The organism is Hufsiella ginkgonis (assembly GCF_009834915.1).
Taxonomy (GTDB): Bacteria; Bacteroidota; Bacteroidia; order Sphingobacteriales; family Sphingobacteriaceae; genus Hufsiella; species Hufsiella ginkgonis.
In genome coordinates this window covers 736,136-761,072 of sequence record NZ_WVHS01000003.1, presented here as the reverse complement: position 1 = coordinate 761,072, position 24,937 = coordinate 736,136, and the positions used below count along the sequence as shown (strand labels likewise).

24 protein-coding genes are annotated in these 24,937 nt (G+C 49.3%); 9 read left to right on the top strand and 15 right to left on the bottom strand.

Annotated elements, in window-relative coordinates:
• Nucleotides 1–127: 127 nt before the first annotated feature.
• Genes GS398_RS15585 through GS398_RS15570 form a run of 4 tightly spaced genes read left to right on the top strand, consistent with a single transcriptional unit; the run spans nt 128 to nt 4,704 of the window.
• Nucleotides 128–1,285: a zinc-dependent alcohol dehydrogenase gene (locus GS398_RS15585; protein WP_160907701.1), complete on the top strand. Its 1,158-nt coding sequence runs from the start codon at nt 128–130 to the stop codon at nt 1,283–1,285.
• Nucleotides 1,286–1,308: 23 nt separating this feature from the next.
• A complete protein-coding gene (locus GS398_RS15580) occupies nt 1,309–2,103 on the top strand; it encodes an SDR family NAD(P)-dependent oxidoreductase (protein WP_160907700.1) in 795 nt (264 codons plus the stop codon).
• A 52-nt stretch (nt 2,104–2,155) separates the two neighbouring features.
• A complete protein-coding gene (locus GS398_RS15575) occupies nt 2,156–2,416 on the top strand; it encodes a SemiSWEET family sugar transporter (RefSeq protein ID WP_160907699.1) in 261 nt (86 codons plus the stop codon).
• Nucleotides 2,417–2,454: 38 nt separating this feature from the next.
• Entirely contained in the window at nt 2,455–4,704 is a 2,250-nt protein-coding gene (locus GS398_RS15570; protein ID WP_160907698.1) for a catalase, read from the top strand.
• 63 nt (nt 4,705–4,767) lie between these two features.
• Here the strand turns inward: GS398_RS15570 and GS398_RS15565 are convergent, their stop codons facing one another.
• The 6 genes from GS398_RS15565 to GS398_RS15540 all read right to left on the bottom strand — a co-directional run bounded on the left by GS398_RS15565 (nt 4,768) and on the right by GS398_RS15540 (nt 7,731).
• On the bottom strand, nt 4,768–5,256 hold the full coding sequence (locus GS398_RS15565; RefSeq protein ID WP_160907697.1) for an ankyrin repeat domain-containing protein: 489 nt from the start codon (nt 5,254–5,256) through the stop codon (nt 4,768–4,770).
• A 26-nt stretch (nt 5,257–5,282) separates the two neighbouring features.
• On the bottom strand, nt 5,283–5,501 hold the full coding sequence (locus GS398_RS15560; protein ID WP_160907696.1) for a hypothetical protein: 219 nt from the start codon (nt 5,499–5,501) through the stop codon (nt 5,283–5,285).
• 147 nt (nt 5,502–5,648) lie between these two features.
• Nucleotides 5,649–6,140: a CinA family protein gene (locus tag GS398_RS15555; protein WP_160907695.1), complete on the bottom strand. Its 492-nt coding sequence runs from the start codon at nt 6,138–6,140 to the stop codon at nt 5,649–5,651.
• A 176-nt stretch (nt 6,141–6,316) separates the two neighbouring features.
• Nucleotides 6,317–6,457 carry a hypothetical protein gene (locus tag GS398_RS15550; protein ID WP_160907694.1) on the bottom strand — a complete coding sequence of 47 codons (141 nt, stop codon included), beginning with the start codon at nt 6,455–6,457 and terminating at the stop codon, nt 6,317–6,319.
• A gap of 183 nt (nt 6,458–6,640) precedes the next feature.
• Entirely contained in the window at nt 6,641–6,862 is a 222-nt protein-coding gene (locus tag GS398_RS15545) for a hypothetical protein (protein WP_160907693.1), read from the bottom strand.
• A 32-nt stretch (nt 6,863–6,894) separates the two neighbouring features.
• Nucleotides 6,895–7,731: an inorganic diphosphatase gene (locus GS398_RS15540; protein WP_160907692.1), complete on the bottom strand. Its 837-nt coding sequence runs from the start codon at nt 7,729–7,731 to the stop codon at nt 6,895–6,897.
• 92 nt (nt 7,732–7,823) lie between these two features.
• On the opposite strand from GS398_RS15540, the gene GS398_RS15535 reads away from it, so the two are divergent.
• The 3 genes from GS398_RS15535 to GS398_RS22700 all read left to right on the top strand — a co-directional run bounded on the left by GS398_RS15535 (nt 7,824) and on the right by GS398_RS22700 (nt 9,084).
• Nucleotides 7,824–8,198 (top strand): hypothetical protein, encoded by a 375-nt coding sequence (locus GS398_RS15535; RefSeq protein WP_160907691.1) that lies wholly within the window; start codon nt 7,824–7,826, stop codon nt 8,196–8,198.
• Complete coding sequence (locus GS398_RS15530; RefSeq protein WP_160907690.1) at nt 8,195–8,803, top strand: hypothetical protein; 609 nt, start codon at nt 8,195–8,197, stop codon at nt 8,801–8,803. The genes GS398_RS15535 and GS398_RS15530 overlap by 4 nt, the downstream gene beginning before the upstream one ends.
• 149 nt (nt 8,804–8,952) lie before the next feature.
• Complete coding sequence (locus tag GS398_RS22700) at nt 8,953–9,084, top strand: hypothetical protein (protein ID WP_255494208.1); 132 nt, start codon at nt 8,953–8,955, stop codon at nt 9,082–9,084.
• A gap of 4 nt (nt 9,085–9,088) precedes the next feature.
• On the opposite strand, the gene GS398_RS15525 is transcribed toward GS398_RS22700, so the two are convergent.
• From GS398_RS15525 to GS398_RS15500, 6 genes are read right to left on the bottom strand one after another with little or no spacing between them, the layout of a single operon-like run.
• Nucleotides 9,089–9,940: a sialate O-acetylesterase gene (locus GS398_RS15525; RefSeq protein ID WP_160907689.1), complete on the bottom strand. Its 852-nt coding sequence runs from the start codon at nt 9,938–9,940 to the stop codon at nt 9,089–9,091.
• A 54-nt stretch (nt 9,941–9,994) separates the two neighbouring features.
• Nucleotides 9,995–12,142 carry an alpha-glucuronidase family glycosyl hydrolase gene (locus GS398_RS15520; RefSeq protein WP_160907688.1) on the bottom strand — a complete coding sequence of 716 codons (2,148 nt, stop codon included), beginning with the start codon at nt 12,140–12,142 and terminating at the stop codon, nt 9,995–9,997.
• A 27-nt stretch (nt 12,143–12,169) separates the two neighbouring features.
• Nucleotides 12,170–14,116: a sialate O-acetylesterase gene (locus GS398_RS15515; protein WP_160907687.1), complete on the bottom strand. Its 1,947-nt coding sequence runs from the start codon at nt 14,114–14,116 to the stop codon at nt 12,170–12,172.
• A 35-nt stretch (nt 14,117–14,151) separates the two neighbouring features.
• On the bottom strand, nt 14,152–17,013 hold the full coding sequence (locus tag GS398_RS15510; RefSeq protein WP_160907686.1) for a glycosyl hydrolase 115 family protein: 2,862 nt from the start codon (nt 17,011–17,013) through the stop codon (nt 14,152–14,154).
• Between the two features lie 4 nt (nt 17,014–17,017).
• Nucleotides 17,018–18,079 (bottom strand): endo-1,4-beta-xylanase, encoded by a 1,062-nt coding sequence (locus GS398_RS15505; protein WP_160907685.1) that lies wholly within the window; start codon nt 18,077–18,079, stop codon nt 17,018–17,020.
• Between the two features lie 13 nt (nt 18,080–18,092).
• Complete coding sequence (locus GS398_RS15500; protein WP_237488210.1) at nt 18,093–19,049, bottom strand: glycoside hydrolase family 43 protein; 957 nt, start codon at nt 19,047–19,049, stop codon at nt 18,093–18,095.
• 452 nt (nt 19,050–19,501) lie between these two features.
• Here GS398_RS15500 and GS398_RS15495 point away from each other — a divergent pair, with 452 nt between their 5' ends.
• On the top strand, nt 19,502–20,251 hold the full coding sequence (locus GS398_RS15495; RefSeq protein WP_160907684.1) for a methyltransferase domain-containing protein: 750 nt from the start codon (nt 19,502–19,504) through the stop codon (nt 20,249–20,251).
• A 30-nt stretch (nt 20,252–20,281) separates the two neighbouring features.
• Here GS398_RS15495 and GS398_RS15490 read toward each other — a convergent pair whose 3' ends face one another.
• Genes GS398_RS15490 through glf form a run of 3 tightly spaced genes read right to left on the bottom strand, consistent with a single transcriptional unit; the run spans nt 20,282 to nt 23,229 of the window.
• Nucleotides 20,282–21,154: a beta-1,6-N-acetylglucosaminyltransferase gene (locus tag GS398_RS15490; RefSeq protein WP_160907683.1), complete on the bottom strand. Its 873-nt coding sequence runs from the start codon at nt 21,152–21,154 to the stop codon at nt 20,282–20,284.
• Between the two features lie 35 nt (nt 21,155–21,189).
• Entirely contained in the window at nt 21,190–22,086 is an 897-nt protein-coding gene (locus GS398_RS15485) for a glycosyltransferase family 2 protein (protein ID WP_160907682.1), read from the bottom strand.
• Between the two features lie 27 nt (nt 22,087–22,113).
• On the bottom strand, nt 22,114–23,229 hold the full coding sequence (glf, locus tag GS398_RS15480) for a UDP-galactopyranose mutase (protein ID WP_160907681.1): 1,116 nt from the start codon (nt 23,227–23,229) through the stop codon (nt 22,114–22,116).
• A 329-nt stretch (nt 23,230–23,558) separates the two neighbouring features.
• Here glf and GS398_RS15475 point away from each other — a divergent pair, with 329 nt between their 5' ends.
• Nucleotides 23,559–24,452 (top strand): glycosyltransferase family 2 protein, encoded by an 894-nt coding sequence (locus GS398_RS15475; protein ID WP_160907680.1) that lies wholly within the window; start codon nt 23,559–23,561, stop codon nt 24,450–24,452.
• Nucleotides 24,453–24,937: the final 485 nt, after the last annotated feature.

Here is a 24,937-nt window from a genome sequence, read left to right as displayed (position 1 = left end):
CGGCAGTAATCTTGCGTTTATTCTTGCGAGTTCTACGTGTTTTTGATATTAATCAAAACTGGCTTGCAATCGGATTGTACTATTTAGCAGGAACTTACTACCATCAATCAACACATCTCATACCGTTATGAAAGCAGTCGTATTTCACAAACCCGGCGATATCCGTGTGGATACCGTCGACGATCCCCGGATAGAAGAGCCGGGCGATGTTATTCTAAAGGTCACGGCCACGGCCATATGCGGGTCTGACCTGCATATTTTAAGCGGTGGCGTTCCTCAAACAAAACCGATGATCATGGGACACGAATTCATGGGTATCGTGGAAGAAGTAGGGCCTGGCGTCACAAAATTAAAGAAAGGCGACCGGGTGGTCGTACCTTTTCCCATCGCTTGCGGTCATTGCTTCTTTTGCCAGCATGATGCGTCGCCGGCCTGCGAAAATTCCAATTACAAACATTATGGGCCGAATGGCGACGTGCTGGACCAAAAAGGCGCCGCTCTTTTTGGTTATACCGATTTGTATGGCGGTTACTCTGGTGGGCAGGCAGAATATGTAAGGGTACCGTATGCCGATATTAGTCCGCGAATCGTTCCCGACAACCTGACCGACGAACAAGTATTGTTCCTCACCGACATCTTCCCTACTGGCTGGTCCGCCATCGACTGGGCGCAGCTGAAGGGTGGCGAGGTAGTGGCTATCTTCGGATCGGGGCCAGTTGGGTTAATGGCGCAAAAAGCCGCCTGGATAAACGGGGCTTCCCGCGTGATCGCGATCGACCCGCTGAACTACCGGCTGGAAAAAGCGAGACTGGTAAATAAAGTAGAAACCCTTAACCCGCACGAAGTGGATATCGTTGATGCGATCCGCTCGATGACCAGCGGCCGGGGAGCCGATGTATGTGTGGACGCCGTGGGCTTCGAACCTGAACGGAGCTTCCTCGATAAAGTGAAAGCAACCGTCAACTTCGAGAAAGGATCGATCAAAGTGCTCGAAACCGCTTTCCAGGCGGTACGCAGGAGCGGAACCGTGACCATTATGGGCGTTTACGGCACGCCGTTCGATAACTTCCCGATGGGCCGGATCTTCGACAAAGGCATTACGCTCCGCATGGGCCAGGCGCCGGTACTGAATTATATCGACAAACTTATCGACCTGGTAAAGGAAGAAAAAGTAACGCTCGACGACATCATTACACATCGCCTGCCACTTGCAGACGCTGCAAAAGGCTACGAGATCTTCGATAAAAAAGAGGACGATTGCGTGAAAGTCGTACTGAAACCATAATACTTATCAATAATTGCTACCTGATGAATTCGAATAACAAAACCGTGCTGATCACCGGCGCAACCAGCGGGATCGGCTATGAGCTTGCCAAACTGTTTGTAAATGACGGGTATAACCTGGTTCTTGTGGGACGTGAACAAGCCACCCTGGATGCTAAAGCCGATGAGTTTCGCGCGCTCGGCGCCGGAGTGACCACCCTTGTAAAAGACCTGTTTGACCGGGATGCCGCCTTCTCGGTATACGATGAAGTAAAAGCCAGGGGGCTCGCCATCGACGTCCTGGTGAACGATGCCGGACAAGGCGTTTACGGTGAGTTTAAAGATACCGACATCCAGCGCGAACTGGCGATCATCGATCTGAATATCGCTTCGCTCGTGATCCTGACCAAGCGCTTCCTGGGGGACATGCTCGAACGCGGTGAAGGAAAGATCCTGAACCTGGCTTCGATCGCCAGTAAGGTGCCGGGGCCCTGGCAATCCGTTTACCATGCCACCAAAGCATTCGTGCTTTCCTTTACAGAAGCTATCCGCGCCGAAAATAAGGATCGCGGAATTACTATTACCGCGCTGATGCCCGGTGCTACCGATACAGACTTTTTCAATAAAGCGGATATGACGGAGAGCAAAGCCGTGCAGGACAAAGACGCACTTTCTGATCCTGCAGACGTAGCGAAAGATGGCTACGAAGCGCTGATGAGCGGCACTGATAAAGTAATTTCAGGCATGAAGAATAAAGTTCAGATCGGCATGAGCAATCTCACGCCCGATAGCATGGTTGCCGACCAGATGTATAAAAAACAAGAACCCGTAGATCGTTAGATGATCGCGTGAACCGGGGAGCGAGTGGCTGCCCCGGTTTTTAACCACCAACATGTTAGCAAAGGAATTAATTGGCGTATGCGCCGGGATATTAACGGCCTCGTCGCTGGTTCCCCAATTCATAAAATCATTAAAGGAGAAAAAAGTCGATGGCGTTACCCCGTTTCTTTTCATCGTTTTGTTAGCCGGAAATGGTTTATGGATGTATTACGGCATTCTGCTCAAAGACATCCCGATCATAGCCACCAACTCCTTCTCCATTATAATGGACGTTGCGATGCTGATTTTAAAATTCAGGTATCGCAAAAAATAATCGACACATTTTAACTCCTTATTATACCATTGCCAAATATGAAAAAACAACCCATTAAATCGGCGAAAGCTGCGGAATCTGCCAGTGGTAAACCCGCTCCGCCGAAAAAATCGACCGACCTTAAAAAGTCGGCTCCCGAATTGACGAATGACAAAACGGACGATCTCGCCGGCAACACCGAATCCGGGGCGGGGGAACGAATGACAACCAATCATGGCGTCGGCATTAACGACGACCAGAACTCGCTTAAAGCCGGCGATCGCGGCGCTACGTTACTGGAAGACTTTATCCTTCGGGAAAAGATCACCCATTTCGATCATGAACGGATCCCGGAGCGGATCGTACATGCACGGGGCGCCGGGGCGCACGGGGTTTTTAAGGTTTACGAACCGATGTCGGCGGTAACACGGGCGCAGTTTCTCAACGATACATCGGTTGAAACACCGGTTTTCGTCCGCTTTTCCACGGTGGCCGGCTCGAGAGGTTCTTCAGACCTGGCGCGGGACGTTCGCGGTTTTGCGGTTAAGTTCTACACACAGGAAGGAAATTTCGACCTGGTTGGCAACAACATGCCTGTTTTCTTTATCCAGGATGCCATGAAATTTCCCGACCTTATCCACGCGGTGAAACCCGAGCCCGATAACGAGATCCCCCAGGCAGCCTCGGCGCACGATACCTTCTGGGATTTCATTTCGCTGATGCCGGAGTCGACGCACATGATCTTATGGGCGATGAGCGACCGCGCCATCCCCCGCAGCTACCGGATGATGGAAGGATTCGGCGTGCATACCTTCCGGTTCGTAAATGCCGAAGGAAAAGCGAGCTTTGTGAAATTTCATTGGAAACCATTGCTTGGCGTCCATTCAGTAGCCTGGGACGAAGCGCAGAAGATCTCGGGCAAAGACCCTGATTTCCATCGCCGCGACCTTTGGGACGCCATCGAAAGCGGGGCCTTCCCCGAATGGGAATTTGGTGTACAGATCGTGCCTGAAGAAGATGAATTTAAATTTGATTTCGACCTCCTCGATCCTACCAAGCTTATCCCCGAGGAATTGGTTCCCGTACAACGCATCGGGAAACTGACACTCAACCGCAACCCCGATAACTTCTTCGCCGAAACGGAGCAAGTAGCTTTTCACGTTGGCCACGTAGTTCCGGGTATCGACTTTAGTAACGATCCGCTTATGCAGGGACGGTTATTTTCGTATACAGACACGCAGCTTATACGGCTGGGAGGGCCTAACTTCCACGAAATCCCGATCAACCGGCCTGTTGTCCCGGTGCATAACAACCAACGCGACGGCTTTATGCGGCAAACCATCAACCGCGGCAAAACCAGTTACGGGCCTAACTCGCTTTCGGACAATGCCCCTTTGCAGGTAAAAGCGGCAGACGGAGGGTTCACCAGTTATGCCGAACGCGTCGATGCCAGAAAGATCCGCGCCCGCAGCAAGAGCTTCCTGGAGCATTTCAGCCAGGCGCGCCTGTTCTTCCAAAGCCAATCGGATGCTGAAAAAGCGCACATCATAGACGCCTTCCGCTTTGAGCTCGGGAAAGTAAAAACGGTGGCTATCCGCGAAAGGATGCTGGGAATACTGGCGCAGGTGGATAAAGATCTCGCCACACCAGTAGCGCTCGGGCTGGGCCTTTCTCTGCCTGAAACTCCTGTACAACTAAATCACAGCGTACCGGCAGACGCCGACCCGGCCGATTATGCATCGGTAAACGAAGAAAGCGCGGTAAGTGTCTCCACCGCCCTGAGCATGGCAGGCACGATTAAAGACAGCATTAAAACAAGGAAGATCGCGTTCCTGACCGCAGATGGGGTGAATGCAGGATCGCTGACGACCGTTAAAAACGCACTGGAAGCAGAGGGCGCCGTAGTAGAAATTATTGCGCCCAGGCTCGGCGTGATCGAACCTGAAGATGGTGCAGCCATTACCGTAGATCAGTCGTTTCTTACAGCAGCTTCCGTACTTTATGACGCGGTATATGTACCGGGAGGCATTAATAGCTCGGCGACGTTAGAAGCGGACGCCGATGCCGTTCATTTCCTGAATGAAGCGTTCCGGCATTGTAAAGCGATAGCTGCAGACGAATCGGCCATACAGGTGATCGACGCCACTTACTTTGCAAAGAAGATCCCCTCAGAGTTTACGAACGAGACGGCCCTTACAGAAGGGGTGTACATTGGAGGCGATGCCGCTGAACTGGCAGCCATTTTCTCAAAAATGATCGCCCTGCATCGTTTTTGGGAGCGTGAAAAGCCGATGAAGGTACCTGCGTAACAGCCTGAAGATCAATACATTTTATATTAAAATGGCCGGCAATAAAGACCGGCCATTTTTCTTTTAAATCGCCCGTTTAACGCCCTCCAGGAGCTGCATACCGTCTGCATTTCCTTGTTGAGCAGCCAGGTCAAACGCGGTAAGCCCGCGATTATCAAGTATAGCCGGGTCAGCACCGCTGGCAAGTAGCAACTTCAACACGTCGTTCCGGCCAAACATGGCGGCGAACATCAGGGCGGTACCGCCATTGCCATGCTGCAGATCAGGATTTGCGCCGGCGTTGATCAATAGTTCAGCCAGGTCGGTGTACCCTTTAAAAGCAGCACCCATCAGGGCCGTGTTCCCCCCTCCGTCCTGTGAGTTTACGTCGGCCCCCGCCTCCAGCAGGAATTGTGCGGCATCATACCGGTTATTATAGCAGGCGATGATGAGCGGGGTATACCCTTTTTCATCGCGCACGTCTAAACTGGCGCCGTTTCCGGCAATTTCTTTTAGCACATCTGCCCGCCCCTGGCGTGCTGCGCTGATAATGATCTCGGGAGTAATTTCCATTTGCGTAAATATTCAAAGATTCGCTTTCAAACCAGTCCCGGTTCTGCCTCCCTCACCAATACCAGGTCCTTAACCGGGAACCAGTCCTGCCTGAGTACGGGGTCGGGATCGTCCGAAAAATGATCGCAATTGGCTGCCCTGCCGCTTACTTCGTTTACAAACATTTCCAGTCCGCCATTTACCCTGGGATCGATATGCCTTACATAGTCCCCGGCTGAAACTCTTGTTGCTGTTATAATCATCATAAGGGTTAAGTATTTTGAAACCGGTTTACCGGTCCCCGATTCCCCTCTATAATGAAGATGCTTTTCGAATTGTTTTCTCCCCGGCCGAATTTTTTCTCAATTCATCTCGCTTATTAATGACTTCCAATGCTTACCGGTAAAGTTTCATCAATGGCTGCCTGAGAATTCGATCTCCGAAATAATGGTAAGCGCTACGCGGTCTATCGCCTGCAGCATGATCTCCTCGGGTGTTCCCTTGTACACTTCGGCGATTGCCAGGGAGGTATCCTTGAACAGGACATGAATAAATATCGTACCTACAGGCTTCTCGGGCGTTTCGCTTCCGCCCGGGGTGGTCAACCCGGTAATCGCGGCATGAATATCTGCGGGAATAAACTTCTTCAGCCGTTTGGCGAGCTCAGCGGTAACCTCCGCCGATTCAGGCGTATACTTTTTTATAAGCTTTTCCGGGACCTTAAGGATATCTTCCTTTAGGCAGGCGTCATAGCAAACCAGCCCGCCTTTAAGGATTTTTCCCGATTCCGCGGTGAGCGCGAACTCGCTGCACAGCCTTCCGGCGGTGGCACTCTCTACGAAAACGATGGTAAGCCCCATCTTCGCAAGGAGCTTGCTGCAGGACACAACGATAGCAGATGGCATAATGATAATTTTACTTACAAGTTTCCACGTGCGGCGCGTTAAGGCAGAAATATGACGGGGTTCCGGTTTTGATTTATGTATTTACATTACGAAAAACCGATCCCCCCGCAATAATAAGCTCTCCCGTGCTTAGTAAAAAGCCTTATTCCGTCTCTGCCAGAATGTATTGCGGTCAATTATGCGATTCCGGGAGCCGTTCCTATAAACGGAAGCACGCGAATTCCGATGTTAAAAGAGGTATAGACGATCTTTAGCGTTTTGATCCCTTTTTTTATCGAACCCTGGTTCTCTTGTGTGGAGTTGTGGACTACTATCATGCTTATTTATAAACCAACTACGTGCCATTTGCCTTTTTCACCAGGTTTACACAGGAACGACCGCGGGCTCAACTAATAGTTGTCTTTTTAATCATACAACTTTCGTTTTTGCGTATCGCTTTGTTTACAGGTACAAATAACCTCGGACGGTGTAATTTACGTAGGAGGATGCATCAATAATAACTAATCGAATACCACCGTCCACCGGTATTCCTTTATGCGATAGCCGAGTCCGTCGGTCATCTCATGCACTTCGGCCTGATATTTTTCACTAAAATAAGAACGTATTTCGCTAATGGTAGTACCACCGTTTTCTCTGCGGAGAAAGAATAGCAGGGCCGGTAAGGTAGGCTCTACCTCGTTCAGGTTTTGTCCTTCGCTTTCGCGAATAAATGCTGAGCTCATGATAATTATAATAGAGTGAATACCAAATGCAGTTATAGTGTATTTATTTCCGAACAACGGATAACCAATTCGTCCTGCTCAAACTGTTTTGCAAGCTTCTCTTTATATCCATGCCAGAAATCTTTGTCTACTTTAGTTGCCATAACTTCAAAAACGATAATGTCGTCGGGTTGCGTCTTGCCAGAATCATCCTTCCATAGTCCCGTTGCAGGTGAGCGGTTGTAGACGGTTAAGCCCCCGAACTTTTTCATCAGCTGATTTTTCACGGCAGTAAATAATTTCTGCGGGAACGCATTCCCGTGGCCGTTATACAGCGGCAGAAATAGCTGGATCAGTTTTCGGGGTTTACCGTTCACTTTACCCTTCTCCAGGAGTTTACCTGCAGCTGCAGCCCCTGATCGTTTTATAACTTTAAATTCCTTACCGGCCTGCTCGTTGTAGTTGATGAAGAATGCCTCTATCTCACCCAGGAGCGTTGCGGGAAATTGGCTGAGATCACTAACCTCCCTGTACAAAACAGACACTTCCGGCACGGCGATAAACCGGTCGTTACGCATTTTTGTGCCGTCACGTTCCTGTTGTTCCGCCTGGATTACGCCTATAATACGGCAAGTAATGGCGCATCCCGTAAACGTATGTATTTCAGAAACTACCAGCGCATCCAACGGATCTCCATCCTGGCCTGTGGTCCCGGGCAGGAAACCGAAATCGAAAGGGAACACGATACCTGCCGGCATTACTTTATTTAATTCAAAATATCCCGAAAACGGATTGAAGTCGTACTTCTCACCCGATCCTTTAGGAGTTTCGATAATTACCGTTCGTGATTCCATCGCACCTAGCGCCTTACCGGTGATCTGCTGTTTCATAAGTTATGGAGAACCAATCTGCCAACCGGCGATTCCTATATTTCGACAGATAAGGAACGATAATTGTTTAGCTACTGTAAACATTTACTGATATGAAGCCTATTTCACCCAAAAGCCATGCTTTGATAGACTACATGCTTGTAGGAAGCTTGCTTACTTTACCTTCTTTGCTCAGGATGAACAAAAACGCCAGGAAGATTTATGCGGCAGAAGCACTTCTGCTGCTTCCCTACGTCGCATTTACCAGGCAGCCTGCCGCAGTAAAAGGTCTTATCCCTTTTAAAACACATGGCAAAATCGACCCTTTCAACATAGCGCAATTTGCTTTACAAACCTTTTTCAAGCCCTTTAGAAAAACGAAAACGGAACTGGTTTTTAACGTCGCCTTCACCGCGCTTGCAGGATTGACCGTTCTGCTCACCGATTGGGATGGCCGTACTACAACCCTTAGCAGCAGTAAGCCATGAAAAACACCGAACCGTTTATCCCCCCTCAGTACACCGGAAAGCAAACTGATTTCGCGGACTCCAGGTCATTCGATAGCCTTACCGCCGCCCGCTCATGTTATGAAGCCTCGGCACTGCGACTAAGAACCATCTCCAAATGGCACGAGTATACCGGTGCCGGCTCCGCGACATTCGGGTTGACAGATGCGACAGGGAACAAGCTGCAAAGGGAAGCACAGGAAGGAGATTATTTTTCTATAGACCTGCCCGGCCCCGGGCCTCTCGCCGGCAACGGCGTAGAGTGGGTACATATTGAGCAGCTCCTTACCGGCGGAGCTGCCGGGGCCGCTGAAGAATTTATCGTTATGCAGGTGCGGCCCTGCCCCGATCCGCGAAACAGCTCTGCCGATACAGCACATTTTTTTGCGGAAACGGCAACAAGTACTTTCGTGATAGCCAGGCGGGCGTTGCGGGTTACCGCCGAAATACACGGCCGTAACGAACAACCTAACCAAAATGCCGGCGTCGTTGATAAATTCAGGAATACGCTGATCGCACTTTTTGCGCGGGAAGGCGCTTCGGGCGTACAATGGGAACGATTGGCTCACGGGTTATTAAATGGCTGATAAAATCCTTTATACTTTAAAACCCGACCTAAATCCGCAACATCTTCCTGCGCGAACTGTATAGCGATTTGAGCATTTCTACCTCGATTTACCTTTGAAGTAGTGATGGCATCGTTTTGGCTACCTGTTAAACAACCAAAACAACTGCCATGAAAATCTCAACCGCAAAAACCGCCGCCGGCAAAATGATGTCCAGCTTTGACAAGCAATTACTCATGCTTTTAAAACGTGACCTTAAAGTATTCCGGACGGTTCGCGCGCAGTCGCAGAAAGTGGCATAGTAACCTATTCCTTCGCCTTATACCCCAGCAACGACAACATTTTAACGGCGTATCTCTCGCCCAGTTTCCTATAACCGGCCGCATCAAAATGCAGGTTATCCGGGCCATCGGTGCAACCGGCAGATGAGATGACGCAGGCATTGGGAACCGTTTGAGGCAACGTCGCTATAACGGCATTCATGCTTGCGCAAGTACCATTCTGGTCGGCATTCACTACTTCGCCGGCCAATAAGGGAATTGAATTGGCGGACAGCGCCAGGTCTTTTAACAGGTTATCGTAAACTATTTTAACCTTGGCGGGCCATTTCTGGTCATTGGTATTCGACTCGCCCTGGTGTAAAAGGATGCCTTTAATTACGCCGTCTTTTTGGGCGAGCTTTGCCATCTCGAGCAATCGGCCATAAGGATTATCCCCATATTCCCTGATCATACCCTTCATCCACCCGGGTGCAACGGTGGCGGTATACGCCTGGTAATTGTCTTTGTCGAACAGTTCGATCCGGCAGCCTCCAATGGAAACATTGATCACTCCTACCCTGACGTTTTTTGGAAGGTTAGCTACCATCGTTCTGCCGAAATAATCGGTTGGGGTAAGGCCCGTGCTGCATCGGCACAACGGAGGGATAGCGGTATACCAATTGCCCATTGTCCTGCCCAGGTTCGGGCAATCTACGGCTTCTAACACCCGGAAACGGGGATCGATCCCTACCGTGTCCCGCGCTTCGGGTTTGGCGTATCCTTCCATGTTTGATTGGCCGAAACTTAGGAAGATATAAAAGTCGGGATCTTGCGGAAAGGCGTTGGTCGCCGAAAGGCTTAGGCTGACTACCAGTGATATAATGGCTTTTTGTTTCATATGGGTTAATTGGTTACGTTATTTAGCATGTATCTCCTCACGGAGGAGGTGCTGCTACGGCTTAAATCCCCGTTTCATAAATTCCGCCAATGTGTACGACGGCTTTTCGTAGCCTCCTGGTATCGGCATCCCGGAAAACGTCTGAAAATACAGCAAACAGGAATCTCTCCACCACCGCGCCTCATTCTCCTGGATCACCAGCAATTTCTTTACCTCTGCGAACCGGTCGCGATCAACTTTTCCTTCCATATCGTCCCAGGTTTTCTGCATGTCGCGCACCTGGGTCACGCCGAGGTAATAATGATCCACGAGATCGTTCCAAAGCGTTTTGTTCGCCCTGGTTTTGAACGTCCACGGCAGGTGATGAAACCAAAGCAGGAAACGATCGGGTGTAGTATGTACATTCTCGAACCGGGTACGCACTTCCGGGAAATATTGCGATACGGCATTGCTGCCCGTCGACGTCCGGTTAAACCCGATGCCTGCAGAATCCGCGCGGTGGTAGTACTTGGGTTTCCAGTCCTCGCGCGGCAAGGCATTGTCCCAGGGACCGGGGCCGTAATGGGAGTTGGCCGCCATAATGTGGTGCAGCCCGAGCGGGGTCATGTAATTTACGGTCGCTTCCCGCGATCCCATCATCATCTCCCTGACCGGTTTAACTAATGCGGGGTCATTGCTGAAAGTCATCCGCACCCATTCCTCAGCGATAGCGGCTGCCGACAAAGACGGGTTCCAGGCCAATCGTCCGAACGCGTACCAGTTCGCCTGGCTAAAAGGATGGCCACACCAGTTGCTGTCTGCACCGATATTGCTCACCCCGGCCATTTCCGAAAGGGGTTGTTTGGTGATCTCGCCGGTAATTATCTTACGGACCTGCGAGTTTTTCCCGTAACTATAAGTGTCTGCCTCCAGCGTTTCTTCGAACGATGTTCCAAGGTATACCAGGTGGGTGCCCTGACCGAGATACTCTTTAGTAAGCTGGAACTCCATCGCCTCCGGCGTCTTTTTAAGCGCACCGAAAAGCGGGTGAAAGGGCTCCCGGGGCTGAAAATCGATCGCGCCGTTCTTTACCTGTACAAGCACATTCGGGTTGAATTTACCGTCCAGCGGTTCAAACTCGAGATTAGCTTGCTTATGGCGATCTTCGGGCACTTCATTGCTGTACACAAAGGCCCGCCATGTAATGGTGCCATGATAGGGCGCCACTGCCGCCGCCAGCATGTTCGCGCCATCGGCATGATTTCGTCCATAGCTCTGCGGCCCCGGCTGGCCTTCGGAATTGGCCTTTACCAGGAAACCACCGAAATCCGGGATCAATTTGTAAATTTCCGCCACCTTATCCGTCCACCATTGCCGAACCTGCGGATCGAGCGGATCAGCGGTTTTTAGGCCACCGATCTCGATGGGCGAACTAAACCGCGCAGTGAGGTAAACTTTAATCCCATAAGCGCGGAAAACATTGGCGATTGCCGCCACTTTGGCGAGATAAGCAGCCGTAAGTATTTTTGAATTGGCATTCACGTTGGTGAGCACGGTTGCGTTAACCCCGATGGAGGCGTTGGCACGCGCATAATCGCGGTAGCGGGGATCGATCGTAGCCGGCAATTCGTCCCATTTCCAGATCGATTGGCCGGCGTAACCGCGTTCAACCGTACGATCGAGGTTATCCCAGTGGTTCAGCGTGCGGATCTTTACTTTTGGTGACTCGGAGATCGACAGCCTGGCTATCGGGGCGTTCGTTTGCAGCAGGCGAAGAAAATGGAAGACGCCATACAAAACACCCGTGTTGAAATTCGCGGCGATAACGGTGCATTTCTTCCCATTAACCAACACGCTACGGATAAGGTAACCTTCCTCGCCGGCAGGGACCAGCAGCTGCCCTATTAACGGCTGAGCCGTGATCTCCCGGCAGGAGGCTGGCGTGCCTACGATCAATGTCCCATCTTTATTTGCAACGGCACTCTCCGGTAAGGGGCCGCCAAGCAAGCCCTTCATACCCATTGCTAATTCCTGCTTTGCGGCGTTTAACGTCTCATTCCCGGCGGGAAAAACCAATTGCACCGTATGTTGCTTATACGTTGCTAACAGCGATTTGTTCGTAACCGGCACATAGCGAAGCCACAGGTCATACCCAGATTCCGCGCGGCACCAGGAACCGGAAAGGCCAGCCAGGAATATCCACACAACAAGTAATTTTTTCATCGTATAATTCGTAATCGATCTTTCAGGTTATTGGTCTGTCCTAAACGGTGATGCCGGCAAGCCTTCCTTATTCACTAAATTGGCACCTTCCGGGTTGTCGGCCCACGCATAGCGAACATACTTAGGCTGAGTGACCGCCTCGCTCCAAACTATCACTTTATCTCCTGAGATAGTCGCCCTGGCCCATACAAATTTTTTGTCGGCGCCTGCAATGGCAAACTGGTTAAGCATGCCGCCACCTTTTGCTTCTAACCCGCCGCCTGTTTCGGCGAACGTGAGCTCGATCTTATTTCCATCTATTTTTGATGACCGGTAAAGCGGCCCCATCGCGACTAAATTTTCTTTATATGCCAGACGCTCCGCAAGCAGCGCCGCCCGCTCGCCTACCGGCTTTTTCGACAGCGGATGAATGTCATTCCATTCGCCGGCGTCGATCGCAACCGCCAGCCCGGTATTCGGGAGCGACAACGCCTTGAGCTGGGCTTCGCGCATCTCGGCCCACTGGCTCTCCGAAGGCAGGTACTGTACCTCCATGAAATTCGGCAACTGTATGACCAGGAACGGGAGATCGCCCTGCCGCCATTTGCCGCGCCAATCGCCGATCAGTGTCTTAAGCAGGGCGCTATATTCCTGCGGCCTGCCTGAATTAGCTTCCCCCTGGTACCAGACAAAGCCTTTAAGATTATAACCTATCGCCGGTGCCACCATGGTATTGTATAAGCCGGTCGGCTCGTTTTGCGCCGTAATGCCGCCCTCTAAACCGCCGGATCCCCCGACCGGCGGAAATACCTGGTGTACGCGGTACTGCCACTCCCCACGGAGGTCGACGACCTCGTCGCCCACTTCAAGCGAATAATTCTTGTCCGGCACAAAACCGCCTTTGCCCGAAGTATTGGTCACTTTTACAGCGACCACATTTTTCCCCGCCTTTAACAAACCTGCCGGAACGGTGTAGCGTCGCGGCGGATATTGGTAAGTGATATTACCCACCTGTTTTCCATTCACAAAAGCTTCGTCGGCATCAACGATCCGGCCGAGGAATAATTTTGCGGGTTGCCCTGCCTCTTTTTCGGTCAGGGTGATCTCTTTGCGGAAATAAACAACGCCGTTCAATCCTTTTACGCCCTGGTCTGCCCAGTACCCGGGAAGCCAAAAGGTTTTCCATTGGTAAGGTTTATAAGCCAGTTCCGTCCACTGGACGGTCCCGTTCGGCTCATCATATTGCAAGGTCACCGGGCTTGTCGGCGCCGCAGGACGGCGCCTGGCCAGGTCGTTTCTATAAGCGGTATCGCGCAGCGCGGCAAGCCTGTTCGCGTAAGCGGGTACCGATGCAATTCCCTCTCCGCTGATCCATGCCTGGATCGGGGTCCCTCCTACGCTTGAGTTGATGATGCCAATGGGTACATGATACTTCCCGAAAAGTCGCTTTGCGAAGAAATAGGAAACCGCACCGAAACTCATTACGTTGGCCGGGTTCGCCGGCAGCCATTTCGAAGAGGGAAGATCGGGATGCAAGCTGTCCACATCCGATACCGCCGGGATAAAAAAGTTCCGGATCTGCGGGTAGTTTGCATTCGCGATCTCGTCGGGGTATTTTTCTTTCACACGCTCCATGGGCGTCACCATGTTCGACTGGCCCGAGCAGAACCATACGTCGCCCATCCACACATCATCGATCCGGATGGTGTTACTGCCGGAAACGATCATGCTGAATGGTCCCCCTGCCGCAGTTGCCGGGAGTATTACTTTCCATTTCCCCTCGGGCGAAGTGATAGTCGAAGCCTTGTTTTTGTTAAAGCGTACTGTCACTTTTTCGCCGGGATTGGCCCACCCCCATACGTTTAGTTTAATATCCCGTTGCAGCACCATCCCATTACTAAAAAGCCGGGGAAGCTTCACCGCAGCGCGGGCGCTTAAACATATGGTAACAAGCGTTAAGGTGAAGAAAAATCGCCTGCAGGTGAGGTTAGTCATAACATATATACGATCTATAAATTACATTAATTAAGTTAGTTGATCTGTACACTTTGCGGAGCCCCGAGATAGGTCGCATCTATCGCCTTGCTTTCCAGGATGACCAGCTTTTGAAGAACGATTCCCGGATCAACCATAAACACCTTCACCTTGTGGTTGCCCGGAGCTTTTAGCCAATGCCGCGATTGCTGGATATTAATATTGTCTCCTGCATGCTTTTCCCAGGTACCCTCAGTTTCATTTTTATTGATGTTAACGGTGTGTGGCGGTTCCCCGTCTACCGACACTGCAAAACGTAACCCACCGGCATTTCTAAAGTCTAATGAAGGAGATAAATACCAATTTACCTGGATGGAATCACCCTTTCCGCTAAAAAACGAATATTCCAGGTAAGGGCAATCAGCCCGGAGCGGATCCTGGGTTTTTACGGCGGCAGGAAGCGGGCAGACCGCTGACCCGGTACGACCGTGATCAGGGAGCAATTCCCATTGTATCATCCCCCTGGATCGGGTAGAAAAGCTGCCGGCATCGATCGAGATCAAGCCGTTATCAGGTACGAAGCCTTTTACATTTTTCCCGAAGTCTTCCACACGGACGGCTATCTCCAGGGCAGTGTTATCGCTTCCTTTTACTAAAATCTTTGCCTGCTGGTCGCCCGAAGGCACCTTCTTCCAGTCGATGCTCACCATGATCCGCTGGTCGCGGCCCAGGGTTCCGCTCTTTTTATCAATTTTCACCCAGGGTGAGGACGCATTAGCTGTAAATGACAAGGCACCCCGTCCCCGGTTAAATAATTCCAGGTAATAAGATCGTTGAGAAAACCGGTTAAACCCCGGCAGCACAGCCGCCTCCCCGGCGGGCCATGTCTTGGCCGAACCTTCGATGCTGACACCTAATTCAGGCGTATCGCCGGGAGTGATCTCCGCTAACCGTGGGATGGTATTCATCTTCGGTTCCTGCCAGGTAAAGTAGCCGATATGTGTTTGATCCATCATATGCCGCCACTTTCCGTTTGCCAGCGTATCGTTATAAAATTTACTGATTTCCGCATCGCGCGCGAAAAGCTTCCTTGCCAGCAGTGCCTGTTCATTTGCCGATGCACGTTTTTGTGATGCGTATAACTGGTTCCTGGCCGTAGCGAGGTATAAGGCATTGAGGTTGAACGAAGCCGCTACGGGGTGCAGTACCAGTTGGTAATAAGCATCGTGGTATTCTTTAGGCAATTGCTTCTTTAAGGAAACCGCTTTATTATAAAGTGATCGATAATCCCCTGCTACCTGTTCAAACTCGCGGGACTGCACGAGGCTGTAGGTTCTTTCATTCAGCAATTCCGGCTTGCGGCGGCTATTGTATTTCGCATATCTTGTTAACAGATCTGCGATATCTTCAGCGTATTTGCCACCGAATTGTTTAGCGGCCCAACTGCGGGTATACTGCCGCAGTTGATCCCGGTTAATGCTTTCAGGGTTCCAGGCATAATCCAGGAAGAAACTGACCGGGAACTCCATGGGTTTCAAATCGCCCACGTTTACGATCCAGATCTGGCGTGCATTATACCGGTAAGCCAGGTTCATCTGCTCCCAGATGCGCGGCAAGGGGTTGGTATTGATCCATTTATAGTTTCGCGGACCGCCCACATAGTCGAAATGATAGTAAATACCATATCCGCCACCCCTGGGTTTGGCATCCAGTGCCGGCAGCTTACGGATAGCGCCCCAATTATCGTCGCACAATAACAGGGTCACATCGTCGGGCACGCGCATGCCTTTATCATAATACTCTTGTACTTCTTTGTAGAGCGCCCAGGCCTGTGGTTGTGCGGAAGCTGGTTTGCCGGTAACGTCGGCAATGATCTTACGCTGGTCGTCCACGATTCGCTCTAATAATTGCAGGTTAGCGTTTTTGCTCATGGGCTCATCGCCGTCGCCGCGCATCCCGATGGTTACTATGCTTTCGTTATTTCCCATCCGTTTTACGCCCCCGGTCCAGAATTTGGCCAGGCCTGCGGCGTTATCGTCGTAGTTCCAGGCGCCGCTGCCATAGCGTTTCCATTCGACGTGCGCGCGCATCAGCGGTTCGTGGTGCGAGGTCCCGATCACCACACCATACAGGTCCGCCAGGCGGGCATTTTCCGGATCATCGTCGTAGAAAGCGTTTCCCCACATGGCCGGCCAGAGGTAATTACCTTTAAGGCGCAAGATCAGCTCGAAAAGTTTCCCGTAAAACTCATGTTTAAAACCACCGAAGTTATCTTTCGTCCAACCCGAAAGTGCGGGCGCTTCGTCATTAAGAAAAATGCCCCGGTATTTAACCGCCGGGCTTCCGAGGATCCACCGCCGGGCGTTTACGAAAATACCGGGTTGTTTTTTCACCGGCACATCGGCCCACCAGTTCCAGGGAGATACGCCAATTTGTTCAGAAAGGGTGTAAAGGCCATAGATGGTCCCGCGTTTATCGCTTCCGGCGATCACTAACGCTTTTTCCGTCCCGGGAAAAGGATTGCTCACCACCTGCACCAGGCAGTTTTCCCAGGTTCCGGCGATATCTTTTACGGATATTTTTCCCGCCGCGATCAGCGAATCGATCATCCGGTTTTTGCCTAGGGTCCCCGCCAGGATCAACGTCTTCCCTTTCGGAACGGAGATCATTGTCGCCTCGCCGCCGCTCACTTTTTTGATATCCGCAGCGAAATCCGCTGCTGCCCGCTTAACGCCGTCGAAGTCGCCGGCATCAACATAAATACTGGCAGACAGCCCTTTCCCGGCGATAGGAAATGCCCCTGCAGAGGGTTGACCGCTTACCCCTATCGTGCCCGGCCGGGCGATTGAGGGCAACACAATTGCCGCCGGGAGAACAAGGCAGCTAACTGCTGTTTTAATTAACCGTCGTAGGATCATGTAGCTAAAATTTCGTAACGGCTTTGTAGGCTGTCTTACGTTTCAAATCTTTGTCAAATAATAGCGGATAGTTTTTGCGGCCGGGCACAGGATAGGTGTCGAGCCAGGTATAACCGTCGGATAAGTTCCAGAATGTTACGCCGGTGATATGTTGTTTGTATTGCCTGAAGATCTTAAAAACTTCGCGGTACCTGGCGGCCTGTTTCAAGTCCATCTCCCGGGTAAAACCTTTGTTTTCTCCCGGCTGCAGCGCCCGTTTCTCCTTTTCCCAGGGATATACCGAGATATCCAATTCCGTGATCTGGATTTGCAACCCTAATGAGCTATATTTCTCCAGGGCCGTTTTTAACTCACCGGCACCTGGTTCATATAACGACCAGTGTGCCTGCAAGCCCACCCCGTTGATGGGAACACCCGCATCCACCAACTTCTTCAGCAGCCGGTAAACACGTTCGCGCTTTTCCGGTCTCTCGGTATTGTAATCATTATAAAACAGCTGTGCCGCCGGATCCGCGGCATGGGCATATTCGAAAGCTTTTGCGATAAACTCTTCGCCGCAGATCTTATACCAAAGTGATTCACGAAGAAAATTAGCAGGATTATCGTCGATAGCTTCATTTACAACGTCCCAGGCATACACCTTTCCCCTGTAACGATTTACTACCGTGGTAATGTGCGAACGCAGGCGGTTGAGCAACTCTTCTTTAGATACCTGCGAGCCATCGGCGTTTTTAAACAGCCAGGCGGGTGTTTGCTCGTGCCAGCAAAGTGCATGTCCCCTCACCCTGATCCCGTTTCGCCGGGCGAAAGCCACGATACTATCCGGTTCCCGGAAATTGTACACGTCGGGCAGCGGGTGGATCGGCCCCATCTTCATGGCATTCTCCGGCGTGACGCTGCTGAACTCTTTTTTTATGAGCCGGGCTTCGTCGCCTGTTAAAATTCGCTGCGAAACAGCCACGCCAACCGGGAAATACGATTTATAATAGTCTTTCAGCCCCTGATCTGCGGTTTCAAAGCCCGCAAGGGTAAATGCAGCGACGAATACACAACAATACTTCAGCATCTGTTCCTGGTAATTATTTAGCTCCGGCGTATGCATCTATGGAAATGATCTTCCCAGATCGATCATAACGCAGTTCTGTCACCTTAATGTTCCGCAGGTGCGTTTTTCCCTTTGAGATCTGCGTATCGTGATAAAACAGGTACCATTTACCTTTTATCTCGATAATAGAATGGTGATTGGTCCAGCCGATCACCGGTTTCAGTACTACGCCCTGGTAGGTAAAGGGGCCATAGGGATTATCGCCGATGGCATAGCAGATAAAGTGCGTATCGCCGGTTGAGTACGAAAAATAGTATTTCCCGTTGTATTTGTGCATCCAGGAAGCCTCGAAGAAGCGCTGATCATGGTTACCGCCCTTAAAAGGTTTTCCCTGGCTGTCGACTATCTGTACATCTTTGGGCTTTTCGGCAAACTGCAGCATGGACGTGCTCAACCTGGCAACTTTCGGAGCCAGCGCCGGTGCATCATCCTGCTTCAAATCGCTTGCGGAACCATTTGCCTCAAAAGCTCCTGTATGCCATCGTTGCAACTGCCCGCCCCAGATGCCGCCAAAATACATATAACTAATCCCGTCACTATCAGTAAATACGGCGGGGTCGATACTAAAACTACCTTCAATAGGTTGTGGTTCTGCCTTGAACGGCCCTTCGGGCTTTTTACTGGTAGCCACCCCGATCCGGAACACGTCTTGTTTATCTTTCAACGGGAAATACAGGTAATAGGTACCATCTTTATATGCCACATCGGGCGCCCAAAGCTGGCGGCCTGCCCAGGGGATATCCTTTATATCGAGCGCTACCCCATGATCCGTTACTTCCCCCCCGATACTATCCATTGAAAAGATATGATAGTCGCGCATGGCGAAATGATCGCCATTGTCGTTTTCGGCCACCTTCACATCGATATCGTGTGAAGGGTAGATATAGATCCTTCCGTTAAACACGTGCGCAGAAGGGTCTGCCGTGTACATACCACGTACTAAGGGCTGGGAGATCGCACCTTTAAACGGATCTTGTACTGGTTTGGTTTTTTGTGCGCAGGCGCCGAGGGATATAGCCGCAACAACCATACACGGCAAGGTCTTACAAAATGAATTCATAGCTAATCTTAGTGGCTGGTTTACATCTGTGAAAGAGAAATAATCCTTTTCGCTTCTTTATTAATGGTTAAGTGACGATAAAGGTCGTCCGCCCCAGGTCAAACAGATAGCAGATTTGTATTTGATTATAATACTTATGTTCACAATAGCCAATAAAGACAGGATTTAGCTGGTGAATTTCCCAGTTGCCGCTCTCCTTATTCAGTTATCGCCCTGCGTTCGTTGCCGGCCAACCAAAACATACGCGCGCCTTACGGTTTTGATAAACATTTCTTTACTAATGTTGTTCAACTTAAAAATCTTCGCCAAAATTATTAGCCAATATGTATTTACACGACGCTATCGTTCATAACCAGGACGACCCGAACGAAATAGTTCCCCTGTTAAATAAATATTTTAATCCTTCTTCTGTGATAGATCTGGGATGCGGTATCGGGAACTTCCTGAGTAAGTTTAAAGAGCTTGGCGTGAAAAAGGTGCTTGGAATTGACGGAGCATGGAGCGATAACGAGATGCAAATGCTACAACCGGAAGATTTGTTACTAAAAAACATCTCCGATGAGCTTCACATCAACGATAAGTTCGACCTGGCGATGAGCCTGGAAGTTGGGGAGCACCTGGAGGGCAAATACGCAAGCAAGATAATAAACGACCTTACCGGGTTTTCGGATTTGATCGTATTTTCCGCGGCGATCCCCAACCAGGGCGGACAAGATCATGTGAATGAGCAATGGCCGGATTACTGGGTGAAGATCTTTAATACATTTGGTTACGATTGCTACGACCTGCTTCGGCCTATATTATGGAGCAATCCCAATGTCCATTACTGGTATGCGCAAAACATGTTTATAGCGGTTCGTTCTTCCAACGCAGCGATCGTGGACAAGCTATTGTCGGATTTCCCGTTCCTGAGGGACAAAAAAAACGTCGTCCCATCATTGGTTCACCCGCTTCAGCTTCAAAGAACGATTTCGGAAACCAGGCATCTACACACCTTCAGAAAATTAGTTAAAGGCCAGGGCAGCATACAAGAATATAAGGAATTTTTTAAAAGCCGCCTTACCAGGAAGTGACCTGATCACCCTGTCAGGGATGAGAGCTGGCTAACCCGCTATATGGTGGTCCAGCAGCCTCAATATTTCCGGGTCAACTTCCGTATCAAACTTTCGCGCGAAAAGCGCATTACTCGCTAACAGCAGTTGAATATCCTCTTTTTTCCAGGTCGTAGGGTGCATATCGCCGGTTGGGATAACGATGAGCCTTTTATTATCATTCTCGATGCTGTTCAACAACCGGTCATCTGCGGCATTTAACAGGATGGTTTGAAAAAACATTTCGTCGGCGAGTAAAGAATACCTGAAAAAGCGGCTGAAGCGCTTGTTATCCCTGAGATAATCCAGGATATAATTAAGTGCATACATATCAATTATCCACCACTGCGAGCCGGCGTAAACTTTTAAATCATAAGGCACTTTCTTCCTCAGGAAGGGAAGGACCTTTTTTAACAGGTTAATGCCCTTATTGAGGTAAAGATGGTGCCATTTAAGCCCAAGGTAGTAATCGTAGATCCTGTTAAGTCCGCCATTATCCCAGCCCGCTACCGGTAACGCGCTAAACGTAGTCATAAAAACTGAGTGTGCTGCGTTGCTGAGAAAATCATCGATATACCGATTTGTCTTCAGCGGATAATCCTGCCCGCTTAGCAGGATCACACGATCGTATAACTTCCCTGCTTCCCTGACCTTTTCCAACGCGTTAACGGTCGCTTTCACGATCCCGGGACCGCCCCACCTGCCGTCTTCCCTTTCTGTAAAGTATAGTTTGGTGCCGAACTCCCGGAGATTTCGGAACGCCCCGGCGTTCACCTTTATATCGATGTGGATAAAGAACTCCGACCTGTCATCATCCAGCTGTTTTACCAGTTTATATACCTGTTCGGGGTTTTTATGGACCAATATGATATAAGCTTTTCTCATTTTGCCGGCACCGCTGCTTCCTCAAGCCACTTAAACTATATCCTGTCTATTTGAGGATTAAATACCACCGCTTTCCACGCCGAGTTCATTAACGCACCGACGAACCTGAAACGGTTATCTTTCCTTTTTTTAATGATCTTAAAAGAGGTGTAAGCAACTTTGGCGGCAAGCCAGGGCATGAAGAAAAGAAAGCCCTTTCGTTTCTTAACCATATAAAATTCGTTCCGGAAGCCATATTTATGTTTCCAGATATTTTTTACGGTGTCGGCCGTTACGTCCGCAAAGTAGTTTGAAGGGGTTTTATGCAACACAAGGCTATCGCTGCAATATAGTCCCAGGTATCCTGCGTCTGTTATTCTTTTCGTGTACTCCTGGTCATCGCCCCAAATAAAGAAATCCTCGTACGGTAAGCCTACTTCTTTGGCTACCGCTATGTTAATTAACAGGGAAGCGAATGAACCGTTCTCGGTGAGACACACACCGTACTCATCGTAAGTATTAAATGGAATACCGTTCACATAGCTCGTCATAAACGGCAAATTCATCCAATGCACGCTTCCATCAGTCCACAGGCATTTTGGGCCTGCAAAGCCTATCGGCTTCGGGATTGCCCCAAATTTGTTAACCATTTTCTCTAACGCGGTAGCGGTGGGTATAGAATCGTCGTCCATTACCCACACCCATTCTGCGTCCATAGCCGACGCTTTTTTTAGCCCGGTATACACCCCGCCCGAGATCCCGGTATTGGGCTGGTCTACTATGGTTATCCCGTCTTGTTGCAATAACCAATCCCTGGTTCCGTCAGTGCTGGAGTTATTGATTATTATAATTTCTCTTAGCGGATGGGTCTGACTTTTAAGGGCGTGAACAACTTCTTTTAATAAGTCGAGCCGATTGTACGTCACTACAGCGGCAACAATGTTATTTGTCATAAATCAGTATTAAATTATCCGGCTCATTTAATCGTTGAAATGAGCGGCCACTTTTGCCAGCGCTGACCCGATGATCTGGTGCATATCATAATAACGATATTCGGCCAGGCGTCCTCCGAAGATCACACCGGTTTCCTTTACCGCCAGATCCTGGTACTTTTGAAAAACCTGGTTGTTTTGCGTGTTGTTAATGGGATAATAAGGTTCTTTCTCCTGCGTCCATTCCTGGGGATATTCCCTGGTTATTACGGTGTTCGGCTGGGTGCCAAACTCGAAATGCTTATGTTCGATAACACGGGTATAGGGTACTTCTCTTTCCGTATAATTTATAATGGCGTTGCCCTGGTAGTTATCCGTATTTAAGGTTTCCTGTTCAAAACGTAAGCTGCGGTATTCAAGCTGCCCGAATTGATAATTATAAAACTGGTCGATCTTGCCCGTAAATACGATTTGGTCGGCCAGGGCATTTAACTCCTCCCTATTTTCAAAATAATCGATATTCAGCCTGGTTTCTATCGTACCAAGCAGGCCTTCTATTAATTTGTTATACCCTCCTACCGGGATTCCCTGGTATTTATCATTAAAATAATTATTATCGAAATTAAACCGGACGGGCAGTCTTTTAATAATGAAGGCAGGCAGTTCGGTGGCCGGTCGGCCCCACTGCTTTTCGGTATAGCCTTTAATCAGCTTCTCGTAAACATCTGTACCCACCAGTGATATCGCTTGTTCTTCGAGGTTAGCAGGCGTCTTTAGATCCAGTTCCGCAATTTGCGACCTTATTTTCTCTTTGGCCTCGTCGGGAGTAATAGATTCCCAAAGCTGGTAGAACGTATTCATATTAAAGGGCAAATTGTACAGATCGCCCTTATAATTGGCCAGCGTATTACAGGTAAAGTGGTTGAATGAGACAAAAGAATTTACATAATTCCATATGTTTTCGTCGTTGGTATGAAATACGTGGGGACCATATTTGTGAACGTTTATCCCCTCCGTTTTTTCGCAATATACGTTCCCGCCGGCATGCTCACGTTTATCGATCACTAAACATTTCTTTCCCCGTTTATTCGCTTCGTGCGCAAACACCGAACCAAATAATCCACTACCGACTATCAGGTAGTCATATTCCTTATTACTTGTCATATTTTCAATTAATGGCCGGGCGTCGAATCGGGATGCTCTTCACGCGTTATTGATTTATTGACACAACGTGGCTATTCAGGGGAGGTTTGGTGATAAAATACGCAAAACGTGGTATAAATATACCTGACTTTGGCGTATAAACGGCGTATATCTACCTAAATACTACATTAGGCGGCTATAAAATTTAATTATAATTAAAAAATAAACAACTAAATCACCCGGATAAATAATTAACGATAATATTGCAGCCGCCGTAACATTCATTTGATGATTTTGTTATCCGGTGCGAATAACAGCTTCGATTGAGGCGTTTACATTGATAAAGTTTTATGGTTTCAGCGATCATTTTAGCCTATAACAGGTCGGCCGAGGTTTTAATAACCGTACGAAAGCTCAGGGAGCTTCAAGCAGAATTAACATTTGACCTGGAGATCATCGTGGTTGACAACGCCTCTCTTGATGATACGTCAAAAATGGTATCCGAAATGCTTCCGGAGGTAACCTTGATCACCAGATCTGAGAACAACGGTATCGCAGGCTGGAACGACGGCTTCGCCATAGCGAAGTACAAATATTTACTGGTACTTGATGATGACAGCCATATTGAGAGCGGCTTGTTAAGAGCGGTTTCGTTCTTAGAGCAGCACCCGGAAGTGGGCATTATTGGCTTTCATGTGGTTGATCAGCACCTTAAAGGCGATCCGCTGCTTCACCCTGAGGATGCCTGGAAAAACCTGCAGGAAGTGGTCGGATTTATCGGCTGCGGCGCTATCATCAGGAAAGAGGTGTACCACACGATCGGCGGCTTTGCGCCCTGGCTCTTTATTTATACGCATGAATTCGAATACTCCATTCGTTGCTTAAATGCCGGCTATAAAATTATCTGGTTCGAATCCGTAAATGTGATCCACCGGGCTAGTAACCTTAACAGGACCAGTAAACGGTTACGCATGTTCACCACCCGTAACGAAATGGCTATCGTGTATAAATATTTCGAAAGTAACAGGGCTAAGTACCTGTTCAGGGTTTTAGTTAACAATCTTAAATTCATAAAAAGAGAAGGGCTAACTACGGGCCTGTATGTCATGCAGGGAGCGCTCCTGTTTTTTAAAATGAGAAAAACTTTAAACTATACCCCGGTATCGAAACAAGTACAGAATTTTTATGCGTCGAATTTTTGGTCGACCAAGCCGGTGTTCAAATGGCTCAAGGGCAAGCCGTGAAGTAACTTGGTTGTGTTCCCGGTCTTGTGACAGGGGCCGACCGGTATATTTGCGTCACTGCTGCGGCTGCTTGCATCAACTTGTGAAGACTTTTTACGGCTGTGCCTGGTGCTGTATTTATTAACGACCACAACCAGGTAGCAGCAATGAACTACAATAAACAGTGCTCCGACAATAATGATAATGATGCTTGCCATATTTCCAAAACAGCCGTAAAAGCCCGCCGGTTTCAAGTTAATTACCTGATGTTTAAGGAATAACTACGTGTTTTACATTCTTTCCTGTTCTCAGTTTATATACTTATACCTCACACATATGCGATCTACCGGTTAAATACCGGATTAAAGTATAAATACGATTTTATAGTCTAAAAATCGCGTATTTAAGAAAGGTGTTTACCGTATTTTATCACCAAACCTCCCCCGTATCGCTACGTTGTTCCATGTAAATCGACTATACGTGAAGAGTACTTCCAATCTGACATT